Annotated in this window: 13 protein-coding genes and 1 pseudogene; 6 read left to right on the top strand and 8 right to left on the bottom strand. The window is 72.4% G+C overall.

What is annotated here, in order from left to right:
- Window positions 1-5: 5 nt before the first annotated feature.
- The 7 genes and pseudogenes from E1269_RS33090 to E1269_RS26880 all read right to left on the bottom strand — a co-directional run bounded on the left by E1269_RS33090 (window position 6) and on the right by E1269_RS26880 (window position 6,453).
- Window positions 6-359, bottom strand: coding sequence for a DUF3017 domain-containing protein (locus E1269_RS33090; protein WP_203434116.1), 354 nt, complete (start codon window positions 357-359; stop codon window positions 6-8).
- Window positions 356-1,483, bottom strand: coding sequence for a citrate/2-methylcitrate synthase (locus E1269_RS26895; RefSeq protein ID WP_131900404.1), 1,128 nt, complete (start codon window positions 1,481-1,483; stop codon window positions 356-358). Before E1269_RS26895 ends, E1269_RS33090 begins: the two co-directional genes overlap by 4 nt.
- Before the next feature lie 61 nt (window positions 1,484-1,544).
- A complete protein-coding gene (locus E1269_RS26890) occupies window positions 1,545-2,426 on the bottom strand; it encodes a bifunctional methylenetetrahydrofolate dehydrogenase/methenyltetrahydrofolate cyclohydrolase (RefSeq protein ID WP_131900402.1) in 882 nt (293 codons plus the stop codon).
- Between the two features lie 23 nt (window positions 2,427-2,449).
- Window positions 2,450-2,626, bottom strand: coding sequence for a DUF5302 domain-containing protein (locus tag E1269_RS32530; RefSeq protein WP_162606648.1), 177 nt, complete (start codon window positions 2,624-2,626; stop codon window positions 2,450-2,452).
- A gap of 88 nt (window positions 2,627-2,714) precedes the next feature.
- On the bottom strand, window positions 2,715-4,277 hold the full coding sequence (purH, locus tag E1269_RS26885) for a bifunctional phosphoribosylaminoimidazolecarboxamide formyltransferase/IMP cyclohydrolase (protein ID WP_420810677.1): 1,563 nt from the start codon (window positions 4,275-4,277) through the stop codon (window positions 2,715-2,717).
- A gap of 48 nt (window positions 4,278-4,325) precedes the next feature.
- A pseudogene (gene purN / locus E1269_RS34415) lies at window positions 4,326-4,862 on the bottom strand (phosphoribosylglycinamide formyltransferase); the annotation flags it as partial.
- A 211-nt stretch (window positions 4,863-5,073) separates the two neighbouring features.
- Window positions 5,074-6,453, bottom strand: a complete 1,380-nt coding sequence (locus E1269_RS26880; protein WP_131900398.1) for a cell division protein PerM — start codon at window positions 6,451-6,453, stop codon at window positions 5,074-5,076.
- A gap of 190 nt (window positions 6,454-6,643) precedes the next feature.
- Between E1269_RS26880 and E1269_RS26875 the strand changes: the two genes are divergently transcribed.
- From E1269_RS26875 to kynU, 5 genes are read left to right on the top strand one after another with little or no spacing between them, the layout of a single operon-like run.
- The gene (locus E1269_RS26875; protein ID WP_131900396.1) at window positions 6,644-7,126 is read left to right on the top strand and encodes an RNA polymerase sigma factor; all 483 of its coding nucleotides are present in this window, start codon (window positions 6,644-6,646) and stop codon (window positions 7,124-7,126) included.
- A complete protein-coding gene (locus E1269_RS26870) occupies window positions 7,119-8,576 on the top strand; it encodes a hypothetical protein (protein WP_131900394.1) in 1,458 nt (485 codons plus the stop codon). Before E1269_RS26875 ends, E1269_RS26870 begins: the two co-directional genes overlap by 8 nt.
- A gap of 5 nt (window positions 8,577-8,581) precedes the next feature.
- Complete coding sequence (locus tag E1269_RS26865) at window positions 8,582-9,088, top strand: SigE family RNA polymerase sigma factor (RefSeq protein WP_203434115.1); 507 nt, start codon at window positions 8,582-8,584, stop codon at window positions 9,086-9,088.
- The gene (locus E1269_RS26860) at window positions 9,085-10,587 is read left to right on the top strand and encodes a hypothetical protein (RefSeq protein ID WP_131900392.1); all 1,503 of its coding nucleotides are present in this window, start codon (window positions 9,085-9,087) and stop codon (window positions 10,585-10,587) included. Before E1269_RS26865 ends, E1269_RS26860 begins: the two co-directional genes overlap by 4 nt.
- Before the next feature lie 22 nt (window positions 10,588-10,609).
- The gene (gene kynU / locus E1269_RS26855; protein WP_131900390.1) at window positions 10,610-11,845 is read left to right on the top strand and encodes a kynureninase; all 1,236 of its coding nucleotides are present in this window, start codon (window positions 10,610-10,612) and stop codon (window positions 11,843-11,845) included.
- Window positions 11,846-11,864: 19 nt separating this feature from the next.
- Here the strand turns inward: kynU and E1269_RS26850 are convergent, their stop codons facing one another.
- Complete coding sequence (locus E1269_RS26850; protein WP_131900388.1) at window positions 11,865-12,461, bottom strand: dihydrofolate reductase family protein; 597 nt, start codon at window positions 12,459-12,461, stop codon at window positions 11,865-11,867.
- A gap of 112 nt (window positions 12,462-12,573) precedes the next feature.
- Between E1269_RS26850 and E1269_RS26845 the strand changes: the two genes are divergently transcribed.
- Entirely contained in the window at window positions 12,574-13,215 is a 642-nt protein-coding gene (locus tag E1269_RS26845; protein WP_131900386.1) for a TetR/AcrR family transcriptional regulator, read from the top strand.
- Window positions 13,216-13,224: the final 9 nt, after the last annotated feature.

Below are 13,224 nucleotides of genomic sequence, written 5' to 3'. Positions count from 1 at the left end.
CGGGGTCAGGACGGGGGCGGCACGATGAGGCACGCGATCAAGGTCCCCGCGCCGAGGAACCCGAGCGTCAGGATGTCGAGAAACCGGGAGCGCAGCTTCAGCAGCCCGGCCCGGTCGCTGGGCAGGATCGCGCGCAGGAACGCTGCCAGGCAAACCCCGCCGGCCATGATGAAGGTGCCGCGCCGGAAGTGGTCGTCGGCGACGACGACCGCGCCGGCCGCGATGACCATGAGCACCAGCAGCAGTGGCCACTGCCGGAACACCGCGCGCAGCCAGCTGGCCGGGGTCAGCCGGCGCTCGGCTGCCTGGGCCCACCGACTGGTCGCGGGGGCCCGGTGGGTTCCGGACCGAGCGTTCACCGTTGCGAGATCTCCACCCAGCGCTGGTCGTGCGGCCCGGTGTAGTCGCTGTCGGGCCGGATGAGGCGGTTGTCCTCGTGCTGCTCGATGACATGAGCCGTCCAGCCGCTCATCCGCGAGATGGCGAAGACCGGCGTGAACAGGTCCGTCGGGATCCCCAGCGCGTGGTAGACGCTGGCGGCGAAGAAGTCGACGTTCGGGTAGAGGCCCTTGGAGTCGAGCACCACCTGCTCCATGCGCCTGGACAGCTCGTAGTAGCGCCGGTTGCCGGTGAGCTCGGCAAGTTCCTCGCTCATCCGCCGCAGGTGGGTGGCCCGGGGGTCCTCGGTCTTGTAGACGCGGTGGCCGAAGCCCATGATCTTGCGTCCCGCGTCGAGCTCGGCCCGGACGAACGGGTCGACCTCGCTGACGTCTCCGTCGATGGAGGACAGCGTCTTCATGACCGCCTCGTTGGCGCCGCCATGCAGCGGTCCCCGCAACGCGCCCATGGCGCCGGTAATGGCCGAGTGCATGTCCGACAGCGTCGCGGCGACGACCCGGGCGGTGAACGTCGAGGCGTTCATGGTGTGGTCGGCGTGCAGGACCAAGCACTCGTCGAAGATCTCAGCCGCCCGCGGCGCCGGCCGCTCACCGGTGATCTGCAGCAAGAAGGTGCCGGCGATGCCCAGCTCGGGGTCGGCGTCGGGCACCTCACGGCCGGAGCGCTGCGCCTCGTACCCCGCGACCAGCACCGGCAGCTGCGCGACCAGCCGCGTGGCCTTGCGCCGGTCGGCTTCGATGGAGGCGTCGGCGGCGTCGGGATCGTCGATCGCCAAGGCCGAGACCAGAGTGCGCAGCGCCTCCATCGGGGTGCCGCTGTTGACCACCGCCGGTAGCAGGCTGGTGGCGACCGCGCCGTAACGGCGGCCGTCGGCGAGTTCGCCGGTCAGGCCATCCAGCTGCGCCTGGGTGGGCAGCGTGCCCCGTTGGAGGAGATGGACACACTCCTCGAACGAGATGCGCCCGGCGATGTCGTGGATGTCGTAGCCGCGGTAGGACAGCCGTCCTTCTCGCCCGTCGATATCGGAGATCGACGTGGACGCCGCTACCACGTCGGCGAGGCCTCGCGGGGAATTCTCGGCCATGTACTGGATCCTCCTCCTCAAAAGGCGAGCCGGCGTCACCCTACCGAGTCGCGGTGCCTGCTCAAGGTGCGGTCCGGCCCGAAACCCCCGCCTCCGCCGCCTCGACGACGTTGGCCAGCAGCATCGCACGGGTCATCGGGCCGATGCCGCCGGGCATCGGCGCCAGGAAGCCGGCCACCTCACGCACGTCGGGTGCGACGTCGCCGGTGTAGCGGCCCTTGCCGTCCGAGCCGACCACCCGGGTGATGCCGACGTCGAGCACGGCCGCGCCGGGCTTGATCATGTCCGCGGTGACGAGGCCAGGCACCCCGGCCGCGGCGACGACGATGTCGGCGCGGCGCACCTGGGTGGCCAGGTCACGGGTGCCGGTGTGGCAGATGGTCACGGTGGCGTTCTCGCTGCGCCGGGAGAACAGCAGGCCCATGGGCCGCCCGGCGGTGACGCCGCGCCCGACGATCACCAGCTCGGCGCCGTCGATCGGAACGTCGTAGCGGCGCAGCAGCTCGAGGCTGCCGCGCGGAGTGCACGGCAACGGCGCGGGCTGCATGAGGACGAGGCGGCCGAGGTTCTGCGGGTGCAGCCCGTCGGCGTCCTTGGCCGGGTCGATGGCCGAGAGCACGCGGTCGTCGTCCAGGCCCTTCGGCAGCGGGAGCTGCACGATGAAGCCGTGGCAGCCGGGGTCGTCGTTCAGCCGCGCGACCGCAGCCTCGACCTCGGTCTGGCTGGCGGTGGCCGGCAGCTCCACCTGGATGGACTCGATGCCGACCTCGGCGCAGTCGCGGTGCTTGCCGGCGACGTAGGCGTGGCTGCCCGGGTCGTCGCCGACGAGGACGGTACCCAGCCCCGGCACGACGCCGTGGTCGGCCAACGCTTTGACACGACCGGTGAGCTCGGAGCGGATGCTGGCTGCTGTGGACTTGCCGTCGAGAATCGTCGCGCTCACGGATGCGATTCTCGCACGGCTGATCAGCCGCTCTTGCGCCGGAACATGCGCTGGGTCTTGGCCGCGTCCTCGTGGGAGGGGCCGGTGCCAGCCGCGTCGTCCTGCGGGTGCTCGTGGTCGGCGGACTTCTTACGCTCCAGGGCCTCGCGGAACTTGGCCTTGAGATCGTCGTTGCCGCCGGACTTCTTGGCTGCTGCCATGGTCACACTCTAGCCCGCCGCTCCCCATGATCATCAACGGTTGGCGACGTCATGGCGTCGCCAACCGTTGATGATCATGGGGACGGGGTCAGTGGAAGAAGTGCCGGGTGCCGGTGAAGTACATCGTCACCCCGGCCTCGCTGGCCGCGGCCACGACCTCCTCGTCGCGCACTGAGCCGCCCGGCTGGACCACGGCGCGCACGCCGGCGTCGGCCAAGACCTGCAGGCCGTCCGGGAACGGGAAGAAGGCGTCGGAGGCGGCAACCGACCCACCGGCCCGGTCGCCGGCGCGCGACACCGCCAGGCGGGCGGAGTCGACCCGGTTGACCTGGCCCATGCCGACGCCGACCGCGGCACCGTCGGCGGCCAGCAGGATCGCGTTGCTCTTGACCGACCGCACCGCGCGCCAGGCGAACGCCAGGTCCGCGAGAACCCCCTCGTCCGCCGGCGAGCCGCTCGCCAGCGTCCACGACGCGGGGTCGTCGCCGGGCGCGTCAACCCGGTCGACCTGCTGCATGAGCCGGCCACCGGAGATGGAGCGGGTCTCGACCGGCCGCTGGTCCGTCTCGGGCACCCGCAGCAGCCGCACGTTCTTCTTCAGCGTCAACACCTCGAGCGCGCCGGGCTCGAAGTCCGGCGCGACGATCACCTCGGTGAAGACCTTCGCGATCTGCTGGGCCGCCTCCTCGGTGACGGGCCGGTTGGCCGCGATGACGCCGCCGAACGCGGACACCGGGTCGGTGGCGTGCGCCTTGCGGTGCGCCTCGGCGATGTCGGCGCCGACGGCGATGCCGCACGGGTTGGCGTGCTTGATGACGGCGACGGCGGGCTCGGTGAAGTCGTGGGCGGAGCGCCAGGCGGCGTCGGCGTCGACGTAGTTGTTGTACGACATCTCCTTGCCGTGCAGCTGCTCCGCACCGGCAAGCCCGGGTGCGCCGTGCCCGGTGCGGTAGAGCGCCGCGGCCTGGTGGGGGTTCTCGCCGTACCGCAGCACGGCGCTGCGCTCCCACGTGCCGCCCACCCACTCCGGGAAGACGGTGCCGTCGGCAGGCGGGGCGACGACGCTGCCCAGCCAGGACGCGACGTGGACGTCGTAGGTGGCGGTGTGGGTGAACGCCTGCAGCGCCAGCCGCTGCCGCTCGGCCAGCGTGAACCCGCCGGCGGCCACGGCCGTCAGCACGTCGCCGTAGCGCGCCGGGTCGACGACGACGGCGACGTTGGCGTGGTTTTTCGCCGCGCCGCGGACCATGGACGGCCCGCCGATGTCGATCTGCTCGACGACCTCGTCCGGGCCGGCGCCGGAGGCGACCGTCTGCGCGAACGGGTACAGGTTGCTGACCAGCAGCTCGAACGGCTCGATGCCCAGCTCCGCCAGCTGCTGGCGATGCGAATCCAGCCGCACGTCGGCCAGCAGGCCGGCGTGCACGTTCGGGTGCAGCGTCTTGACCCGGCCGTCGAGGCACTCGGGGAACCCGGTGAGGTCCTCAACCGTGGTCACCTCGACACCGGCCGCGGCGATCCGCTGCGCCGTGGACCCCGTCGACACGATGGCGACACCGGCCGCGGCCAGCCCGCGGGCCAGCTGCTCCAGCCCTGTCTTGTCGTAGACGCTGATCAGCGCCCGCCGGATCGGCGTACGTGCCTCGCTCACTCCGATGGTGACCTTTCTCTCGGTGATGGTCCAGCCGTCGCGGGCCAGCCGCCCGACGTACTCGACCAGCTGGGCGCGCTCGGCGACCTTGATGCGCCCGGTCAGCGTCTGCTCGGTGTCGCCGTCGTGCACCGGCACGGCGACCTGGGCGAGGATCGGACCGGTGTCGACGCCCTCGTCGACGAAGAACAGGGTCGCGCCGGTGATCTTGACGCCGTAGGCCAGGGCGTCGCGCGGGCCGTGGATGCCGGGGAACGACGGCAGCAGCGCGTTGTGCGTGTTGAGGTAGCGGTCGCCGAACCGGGCCAGGAACGCCGGCCCCACCAGCTTCAGGAAGCCGGCGGAGACCACGAGGTCGGGACGGTGCTCGGCGGTGCGCTCGGCGAGGGCACGGTCCCAGTCGGCACGGTCGGGGTGGTCCTTGACCCGCTCGACGAACGTCGGAACGCCGGCCTCGGCCGCGAGCTCCAGCGCCCGGATGCCGTCGCGGTCGGCGCCGACGGCGACCACCGTCGCGCCGTAGGACTCGTCGGCGCAGGCTTCGAGGAGGGCCGCGAGGTTGCTGCCCGTCCCGGACACCAGCACCACGATCCGGCAGACCCGTCCCGGCCGCTCAGGCACCGTCCAACTCCTCGATCGTCGTCACCGCTCCGGACACACGTGGGGCGGCGTCGGCGACAATACCCCGGGTCTCGCCGCGCTCCGCTCGCCACGTCACCTCGACCACCGTTGATCTTGGAGTTTTCGCAGAATCGCGGTCCGATTCGCACGATGGATTCCGCCAAAAACTCCAAGATCAACGCAGGTCGGCCGGGGGTGGTGGCGGCGGTTCGGGCTCCGGGGCTGGTTCGGGCTCCGGGGCTGGTTCGGGCTCCGGGGCTGGTTCGGGCTCCAGGACTGGTTCGGGCTCCGGGCCTGGTTCGGGCTCCGGCCCTGGTTCGGGCTCCGGGTCGACGACGGCGTCAGGGTCGCCGTCGTCGGTGGTCGCGGGCGTGTCGCGGTGCAGCCGCAGAACCACGACGACCAGCGCGGCCGGCACACTGACGAACGCCAGCGTCGCTGTCGCCACCTCCCACGGCACCGGGCCGATCTCGGTGAGCCGTTCCGCGCCGGCCGACCCGCCGGACAGCAGCGCCAGCACCGCCATCGCCGCGGCGGCGACCGCGCCGGACCCGCCGGCCACGCCGACGGCCCGCCACGTCGGCCACGACTCGTCCTCGCCGAGCCACCGGTGCACCACGAGCCCGGCCGCCACCCCGGACAGCAGCGGCCCCGCCACCACCAGCCAAGCGACCGCACCGGGCAGTTCGGCCGGGAGCGCGCCCAGCGCCGGGACCGCGGGCACCAGGCCCAGCGTGACCCCGTCCGGCGCCACTGACGTCCCGGTGCCGACGGCGAACCCAGGCCCCAGCGCGAACGCGGAGCTCCAGACGACGCCGTTGGGCACGATGGCCGCACAGGCCAGGGCGAGCACCGTGCCGCCGAGCGGCCCGGCGTCCAGCGCCGTGGCCAGCGCGCCGACCCGGCCGGAGTTGACGACCGCGCTGATCGCCGTCAGCACCGCTCCGACCACGACGAGCCCGGCCACCGCGGCGGCGGCGCCGGCCAGCGTCGCCCGCACGGACCCGGGCAGGCCGGCCAGCCGGCCGGCGAGCAGCCCCGACTCGTGCGCGGTGCCCAGCGTCACCGCGGCACCGGACCAGGCCGCGGCCCAGAGCACGGCCTCCAGCGGTAGCACGGTCAGGTCAGGAGTGCCGGCGAACCCGGCGATCAGACCGGCACCTAGCGCGTACGTCAGCGCGGCGGGCACCGCGACGGCGACCGCGCCGCGCCCTGTCGCAACCCCGGCCGAGTGCGCCGCCCACCGCGCGCAACGGTGCAGCAGCAACAGGACGACGAGCGTCAGCCCGAGCGGTGCGAACGTGATGTCGGCGTCGCCGGCCTCCAGCCCGACGCGGTGCGCAGCCAGCCAGAGCCGGGCGCCGACGCGCAGCGGGTCGCCCATCGGTGCTACGGCGCCCTCGCCGATCCACACCGCGACGCCCGGCAGCACGCAGATCGCGAGGCCGGCCACCAGAGCCCAGGCGGACGCGACGATGGCCGCCAGCCACGGGACCCGCGACCCCCACGCCGGTTCGTCACGACGCAGCAGCGGTCGGGTCAACAGGTCGGCCACGTCTCCATGGTGACCAGAAGCTCCGCCGCGGGCGGGGTCACCACGCCGACAAGCCGCTGATCAGGCCGCATTTTCCGCGCCGGAATACGAGGAAAGGGCACCGTTCACCGATTCGTCGTGCAACCGTTGGCGGCATTGGGGGGTCCTGACAGGTGTAGGCCACGATACGAGCACCGAAAGGGGGCGGGCGATGCGCGGCCGAGCGGAGTTCGATGCGTTCTACGACGCCACCAGCCGCCGCGTCCTGCACCAGATGTACGCCATGACCGGCAACCTCGCCGATGCCCGGGAATGCACCCAGGAGGCCTATGGCCGCGCCTGGCGACGCTGGAGCGCGGTCAGCCAGACCGCCAGCCCCGAGGCGTGGGTCCGCACCACCGCCTGGCTCGCCGCGGCCGGCCGCTGGCGGCCGACGACGTGGCGCGTGCGGCGCCGCGAGGAGCCGGAGCCGGGCAGCAGCCAGTCCGACCTGATCGCCGTGCTGCGACAGCTGCCCGCCGCCCAGCGCCGGGTCGTCGTCCTGCGGTACCTCGCCGGCCTCGACGTCGACGAGATCGCCCTTGAGACCGGCACGCCGGTCGGCACCGTCGAGGCCCGGCTGGCCGGCGCGAAGGCCGCGCTCGCCCCCGTCATCGCCGACGACACCGTCCCCGCCGGAGGTCGCCGTGAATAGCCGTCTCGACGACGCGCTGTCCCGACGCCTGGCCGGGCTGGACGCCGATCTCGCCGGCGTCGCGCTGCCCGGTGCCGCCGCCGCCCGCCGACGTGCCGCCCAGCGCACCCGGCACCAGGTCACCGGCGGGGTCTTGGCCGGTGTCGCCGTCATCGCCGCCGGAGTTCTCGCGATCGGCGATCCGGAGCTCACCGCGACCCCGGAGCCGGCGCCTCCGGCCACCGACGCCGAGACGCCGACCACCGTCCCGACCACCCCGACCGACGAGCCGACCACCCCTCCCGCCGACCCGAGCCCCGACCCGTCGCAGGTGTCCAGTCCCGACACCGGCACCGACGACGGCGACACTGACGGCGGTGGCGGCGACTCGAGATTGGACGTCCCACCCGGCGCCCTGCTCGACCTGGCGGATGTCACCGGAGACAGCGGTGCCGACTGGGCCGAGGCTCCGCCCGGGGACAGCTGGCTTCCGTGCGTGCCGCCGGTCCCCTCGGCGGCCAAAGCCGCGAGCTTCGCCGTCGGCAACAGCCGGTTCGACCACATCGTCGAGCCGACGGAGCCTGGCACCGCGGCGGACCGCCTAGCCGCGCTCCGTGCGCAGGTCACCGCCTGCGCCGACGGCGGCGGAGACTACGACCTCATCCAGGTGTGGGAACTGTCCGGCGTCGGCGACGAGGCCTACTTGCTGGTCTGGAGCGGCCCGCCGACCACGCAGGAGACAACGACCTACGTCACCGCGAGCCTGGCCCGCTCCGGCGGCTATGTCAGCGCCGTCTTCCGCGGTGGCGAGGGTCAGGACTACAACGGAGTACCCGGCCCGGACGACGCCGTGCGGGCCATCGAACGTCTCTGTGGCGCCATCGGCACCGACTGCCCCGTCACTCCGGAGCAGAACCGGCTCTACCCCGAGCCGGAAGGTGACCTCGAGGGCTGGCTGACCATCGACGATCTCGCCGAGATCGGGCTGACCGACATCACCGAGGGCGGCGAGGTCAGCGACAACACCGACGAGTACGGGTGGACCGACTACGGTCATGTCGGGCTGCCCCGCGACCCACTGGCCGATGGCGCGGAGTCACTGGAGCACCGCAACTACGCCGACCCGATGGAGCCGGGTGGGTCTGCCCTGGACCAGCTGCGAGCGCGGTTCCCCGACGCGGACACCGCACGCGCCCATTACGAGGCGCTCGTCACGGCGGCCGACGGGTTCACCCAGCCCGGCGACGTGATCGAGAACACCGGCGCGGTGTCCGGCGACGGGTACGAGGGCATGACGTGGCGCGCAGAGAGCGAGTACGGCGTCTTCGTCTACGGTGCGCTCTTGCGTGGCGACACGGTCACCGTCGTCCTCCACTCCATCGCCAGCCACAGCGACGGCCAGCCGTACGACGTCCCCCCGGAGCAGATGCGGCGCCTGCTCGATCTGGCCGGACAGCGGCTCGGGGGGTGACGACGATGGCCGACATCAGCACCGCCGACTTCGACGAGTTCTACAACGCCACCAGCCGTCGCGTCCTGCACCAGATGTACGCGATGACCGGCAACCTCGCCGACGCTCAGGAATGCACCCAGGAGGCCTACGCGCGCGCCTGGCAGCGGTGGAAGACCGTGAGCCAGACCACCAGCCCCGAGGCGTGGATCCGCACGGTCGCCTGGCGCATCGCCGCCAGCCGGTGGCGCAAGACCAAGAACGGGGTCATGGCCCTGGTCAAGCACGGGGCCCCGAGCCACACCCCGTCGCCGGACCCCGACCACGTCGCGCTGGTGACCGCGCTGCGCCAGATCCCCGAGGCGCAGCGGCAGGCGATCGTCCTGCACCACCTGGTCGGCATGAGCGTCGACGACATCGCGCACGAGACCGGCACGCCCAGCGGCACCATCAAGGCGCGCCTCTCCCGCGGCCGCGCCGCCCTCGCCGAGCTGCTCACCGAGGACGACGTTCCGACGGGGGGTGAGCAATGACGGACGACTTCGACGAAACCCTGGAACGCCGGCTCGCCTCTCTCGGTGGCGACCTCCCCGCCGCACCCCTGCCCGGCCCGGCAGCCGCCCGCGGCCGCGCGGCCAGTCGCACCCGCCACCAGGTCACCGGCGGGATCGTCGCCGGAATCGCCGTCGTCGGCGCCGCGGTGCTGGTCATCGACCCGGGCGACCTGAGGACGACATCGGACCGGACCCCGCCGATCAGCGCGTCCACGCCGGGCACCACCGAGACCCCGCTGACGCGGCCCGACGACCTTGCCGCCGCACTGCTGACGGCGGAAGACCTTGCCGCCGACGACGCCCGCACCGCGTGGGCAACAGCCGAGGCGGACGCCGACGTCGCCTGCGATCCGTCCGCCGTCGTGGACACGATGAGCTCGGTCACCGACCGCGCGGAGGTCGCGTTCCAGGCCGAGGGCGTCGGCGAGATCCGCCAGGACCTCGCCCGGCTCGGCCCCGACGCCTCGATCCAGCCGCTGTTCGACGAGATGGTCGGCTGCCTGCCCGACCGTGCCAGCGGCGAGGTGCCGCAGGTCGTCGACACCCTGCAGATCCTCGAGGTCGGCGACGACGGCTGGATGATCCGCTACTACGCCGACCCCGGCGACCCGCAGGCGGACGCGGTCACCGTCGCCGCGACGCAGGTCAGCGACGTCCTCAGTATCACAACCCGGATCGAGCCGACCGAGAACACCATCGGCGACGTCGACATCGACACCCCCGTCCGGGCCACCGAGCGCGTCTGCGACGTGCTGTTCGGCACCGACTGCGTCGGCGACCCCGCCACCGCCGAGGCCGGCACCGACAGTGCGCCGACCGGCGACCCGACCGAGGCGGCCGCGGACCCGACGGGCGATCCCGGCGGCGAACCGGACGAGCCCACCGGCGACCCGGAAGAACCGACCGAGACGGAGACCCCCGCCGACCTGCTCGACCTGGCGGACGACCCGTTCCTCACCGACGCCGACCTCGCCACCGTCGGCCAGTACACCGGGTTCACCCGCAACCCCGACTACGAGGAACCCGCCGGCCTCGGCGAGCGCTGCATCGACGACCTCACCGCCACCGACGCCGACGCCGCGCTGGACATGAACTACTTCCAGGAGCTGGGCGAGGGCAGGATGCTCGAGTACGTGCTGCGGATGCCGGACGTGGACTCGGCGTTCCGGGTGCTCGCCGCGCACACCTCCCGCCCCGAGGTCTGCGGCGAGGTCGGTGAGCAGCGTGAAGAGACCGTGGAGCAGCCGGTCGCCGTCGAGGTCGACGGTTCCGACGAAGCCCTCAGCTGGAGCGTGCTGAACTCCCCGACGCCGGACAATCCCGGCTCGGAGCCGTCTTTCACCGGCAACGGCATGGCGCGGGTCGGGAACATCGTGGTCGTCGTCTCCTTCCAGGCCTTCGGCGACCCGTCCGACGGCGACTGGGCCGGCCTGGCCGCCCAGCTGCTCGGCACCGCCCTGGAGCGCGCCGTCCGCTGATCCCCGTCGTACGCTGCGGCACATGGACCGCGCATCCGCCGAGGCTCTGGACTGCGACGACCCGCTGCGCCACCTGCGCGACCGCTTCGAGCTGCCGGACGGGGTGATCTACCTCGACGGCAACTCGCTCGGGCCGTTGCCACGCGGCGTCGAGGAGCGGGTCGGCCGGCTGGTCGCGCAGGAGTGGCGCGACGACCTCATCACGTCGTGGAACACGCACGGCTGGTACGACCTGCCGGCCACCGTCGGCGCGAAGCTGGAACCCCTGCTGGGCGCCGCACCCGGCACGGTCACCGTCGGCGACTCCACCAGCGTCGCGCTGTTCAAGCTGCTGGTGGCGGCCGCTCGGTCGCGGCCGGGACGCGGCGTCGTCGTCACCGAGCCGGGCAACTTCCCCACCGACTCGTATGTGGTCGACGGGGTCGCGCGGCTGCTGGGGCTGACCGTGCGCTGGTGGTCGGCTCCGGACACGCCTGACATCCACGCCGTGCTCGACGACGACGTGGCGGTGGTGTCGCTGTGTCACGTCGACTACCGGCTGGGGCGGATGCACGACGGCGCCACCGTCACCGCCGCGGCTCACACGGCCGGCGCGGTGATGCTGTGGGACCTGTGCCACTCCGCTGGAGCCGTCGACGTCGACCTCGCCGGATGGGACGCCGACCTCGCCGTCGGCTGCGGGTACAAGTACCTCAACGGCGGGCCGGGCGCGCCGGCGTTCGTGTACGTCGCGCCGCGTTTGCTCGACGTCGTGGACCAGCCGATCACCGGGTGGTTCGGGCACGCCGAGCCGTTCGCGCTGGAGCGCTCCTACCGGCCCGCGGCGGACGTGCGCCGGATGCTCAGCGGCACCACCCCCGTGGTCGGGGCAGCCGTGCTCGACGCGGCGCTGGACGCGTTCGACGGGGTGTCGATGGTGGAGGTGCGCCGCAAGTCGCTCGCGATGTCGGACCTGTTCCTGTCGCTGGCGGCTGAACGGCTCGCCGCGTACGGCGTCGTGCCGGAGGTGCCCCGGGAGCACGCGGCCCGCGGCTCGCAGGTGTGCCTGCGACTGCCGGGGGCGTACGGGTTCGTGCAGGCCCTGATCGGCCGGCGGGTCATCGGCGACTTCCGTGAGCCGGACCTGGCCCGGTTCGGCTTCGCGCCCCTGTACCTGCGCTTCACCGACGTGTACGACGCGGTCGAGCACATGGAGGCCGTCCTGGCCCGCCGCGAGCACGAGCGCCCCGAGAACGTCGTGCGCGCTGCCGTGACGTGAGCTTTCCGTGCGACCTTCGTCAGCGGCCTCGGTCGTAGGTGGCGATGATGACGCCGGTGGTCGTCGGGACCGACTTCGCCAGCCGGAAGCCGGTCAGCGGAGCCCCCTCGCGGAACAGCCGCTTGCCCTCGCCCAGCACGAGAGGGTGGATGGACAACACGTACTGGTCGACGAGGTCATGCTTGATCAGCGTCTGCATCAGCTCGCCGCTGCCGAGCACGCCGATGTCTCCCGGCTCGCGATCCTTGACCGTCTGCACGGCCCGGACGACGGCGTCGGTGTCGCCGCCGATGAGCCGGGAGTTCTCCCACGGCAGCGGTTCTGTGAGCGTCGTCGACACGACGTACTTCGTGGCGGCGTTGAGCACCGGCGTGAACGGGTTGTCATCGTTCTGCTTCGGCCAGAACCCGAAGAAGTTCTCGTAGGTCTGCCGGCCGAACAGCAGTGGGCCGCCCTTGGCCATGCCCTCGCCCATCTCGGCCATCGCGACCTCGTCGGAGTAGGGCATCGCCCAGCCCCCGTGACGGAAGCCGCCGCGGGTGTCCTCGTCCGGGCTGGCCGGCGCCTGCATCACACCGTCCAGGCTCAGGTTCTCGATCACGACCAGCTTGCCCATGGTCTCCTCCTCGACTCGGCCCGGAACTAGACGGTACAGTACTGCACGACAGTACTGAACTGTCCAGTACTACGTCGCGGGAAGAGTCAACCCAGAGGAGACGAGGACCCGCATGAGCGCACCGACCGCGGTGGACGAGACCCGTGCGGCCCGCAAGCGCCGCGCCATCCTGGAGGCCGCGGCAGAAGTGTTCCTCCGCAACGGCTACGCCGGCACCAGCATGGACGAGATCGCCGCGCTGGCCGCCGTCTCCAAGCAGACCGTCTACAAGCACTTCGCCGACAAGAAGACGCTGTTCACCGAGTTCGTCACCCGAACCGTCGACGAGGCGGCCGAGCCGGTCCACGCCGAGGTCGAGAGCCTGCAGGACACCGGCGACGTCGAGGCCGACCTGCGCGACCTCGCCCGCCGGCAGCTGGGCATGGTCATGCGGCCGCGGCTGCTCCAACTGCGCCGGCTGGTGATCGGCGAGGCCGGCCGCTTCCCCGAGCTGGGACAGGTGTTCGCCGAGCGCGGGCCGCTGCGAACGATGGCGGCCATGGCGACGGCGTTCGAGCGGCTCGGCGCGCGCGGGCTGCTCACCGTCGGCGACACCGAGCTGGCCGCCGCCCACTTCAACTGGCTGGTGATGTCGATCCCGCTGAACCGGGCCATGCTCAGCGGCGACGACGACGCACCGGACCCGGCCGAGTTGGACCGCTACGCGGCCGAAGGCGTCCGCGTCTTCCTCGCCGCCTACGGCCCACCCGCCTAGACCCCGTAC

This window comes from Jiangella asiatica, assembly GCF_004349065.1.
In the GTDB taxonomy this organism is placed as follows: Bacteria; Actinomycetota; Actinomycetes; order Jiangellales; family Jiangellaceae; genus Jiangella; species Jiangella asiatica.
The sequence above is the reverse complement of the archived record's forward strand: the minus strand, read 5'-3'. Positions and strand labels throughout refer to the sequence as shown.

Bases quoted from the DNA above. Each gene is read 5' to 3' on its own strand.
- E1269_RS32530 (WP_162606648.1), bottom strand. From the start codon at position 2,626: ATGGCAGCAGCCAAGAAGTCCGGCGGCAACGACGATCTCAAGGCCAAG.
- kynU (WP_131900390.1), top strand. From the start codon at position 10,610: ATGGACCGCGCATCCGCCGAGGCTCTGGACTGCGACGACCCGCTGCGC.
- E1269_RS26895 (WP_131900404.1), bottom strand. From the start codon at position 1,483: ATGGCCGAGAATTCCCCGCGAGGCCTCGCCGACGTGGTAGCGGCGTCC.
- E1269_RS26875 (WP_131900396.1), top strand. From the start codon at position 6,644: ATGCGCGGCCGAGCGGAGTTCGATGCGTTCTACGACGCCACCAGCCGC.
- E1269_RS26850 (WP_131900388.1), bottom strand. From the start codon at position 12,461: ATGGGCAAGCTGGTCGTGATCGAGAACCTGAGCCTGGACGGTGTGATG.
- E1269_RS26845 (WP_131900386.1), top strand. From the start codon at position 12,574: ATGAGCGCACCGACCGCGGTGGACGAGACCCGTGCGGCCCGCAAGCGC.
- E1269_RS26865 (WP_203434115.1), top strand. From the start codon at position 8,582: ATGGCCGACATCAGCACCGCCGACTTCGACGAGTTCTACAACGCCACC.
- E1269_RS26860 (WP_131900392.1), top strand. From the start codon at position 9,085: ATGACGGACGACTTCGACGAAACCCTGGAACGCCGGCTCGCCTCTCTC.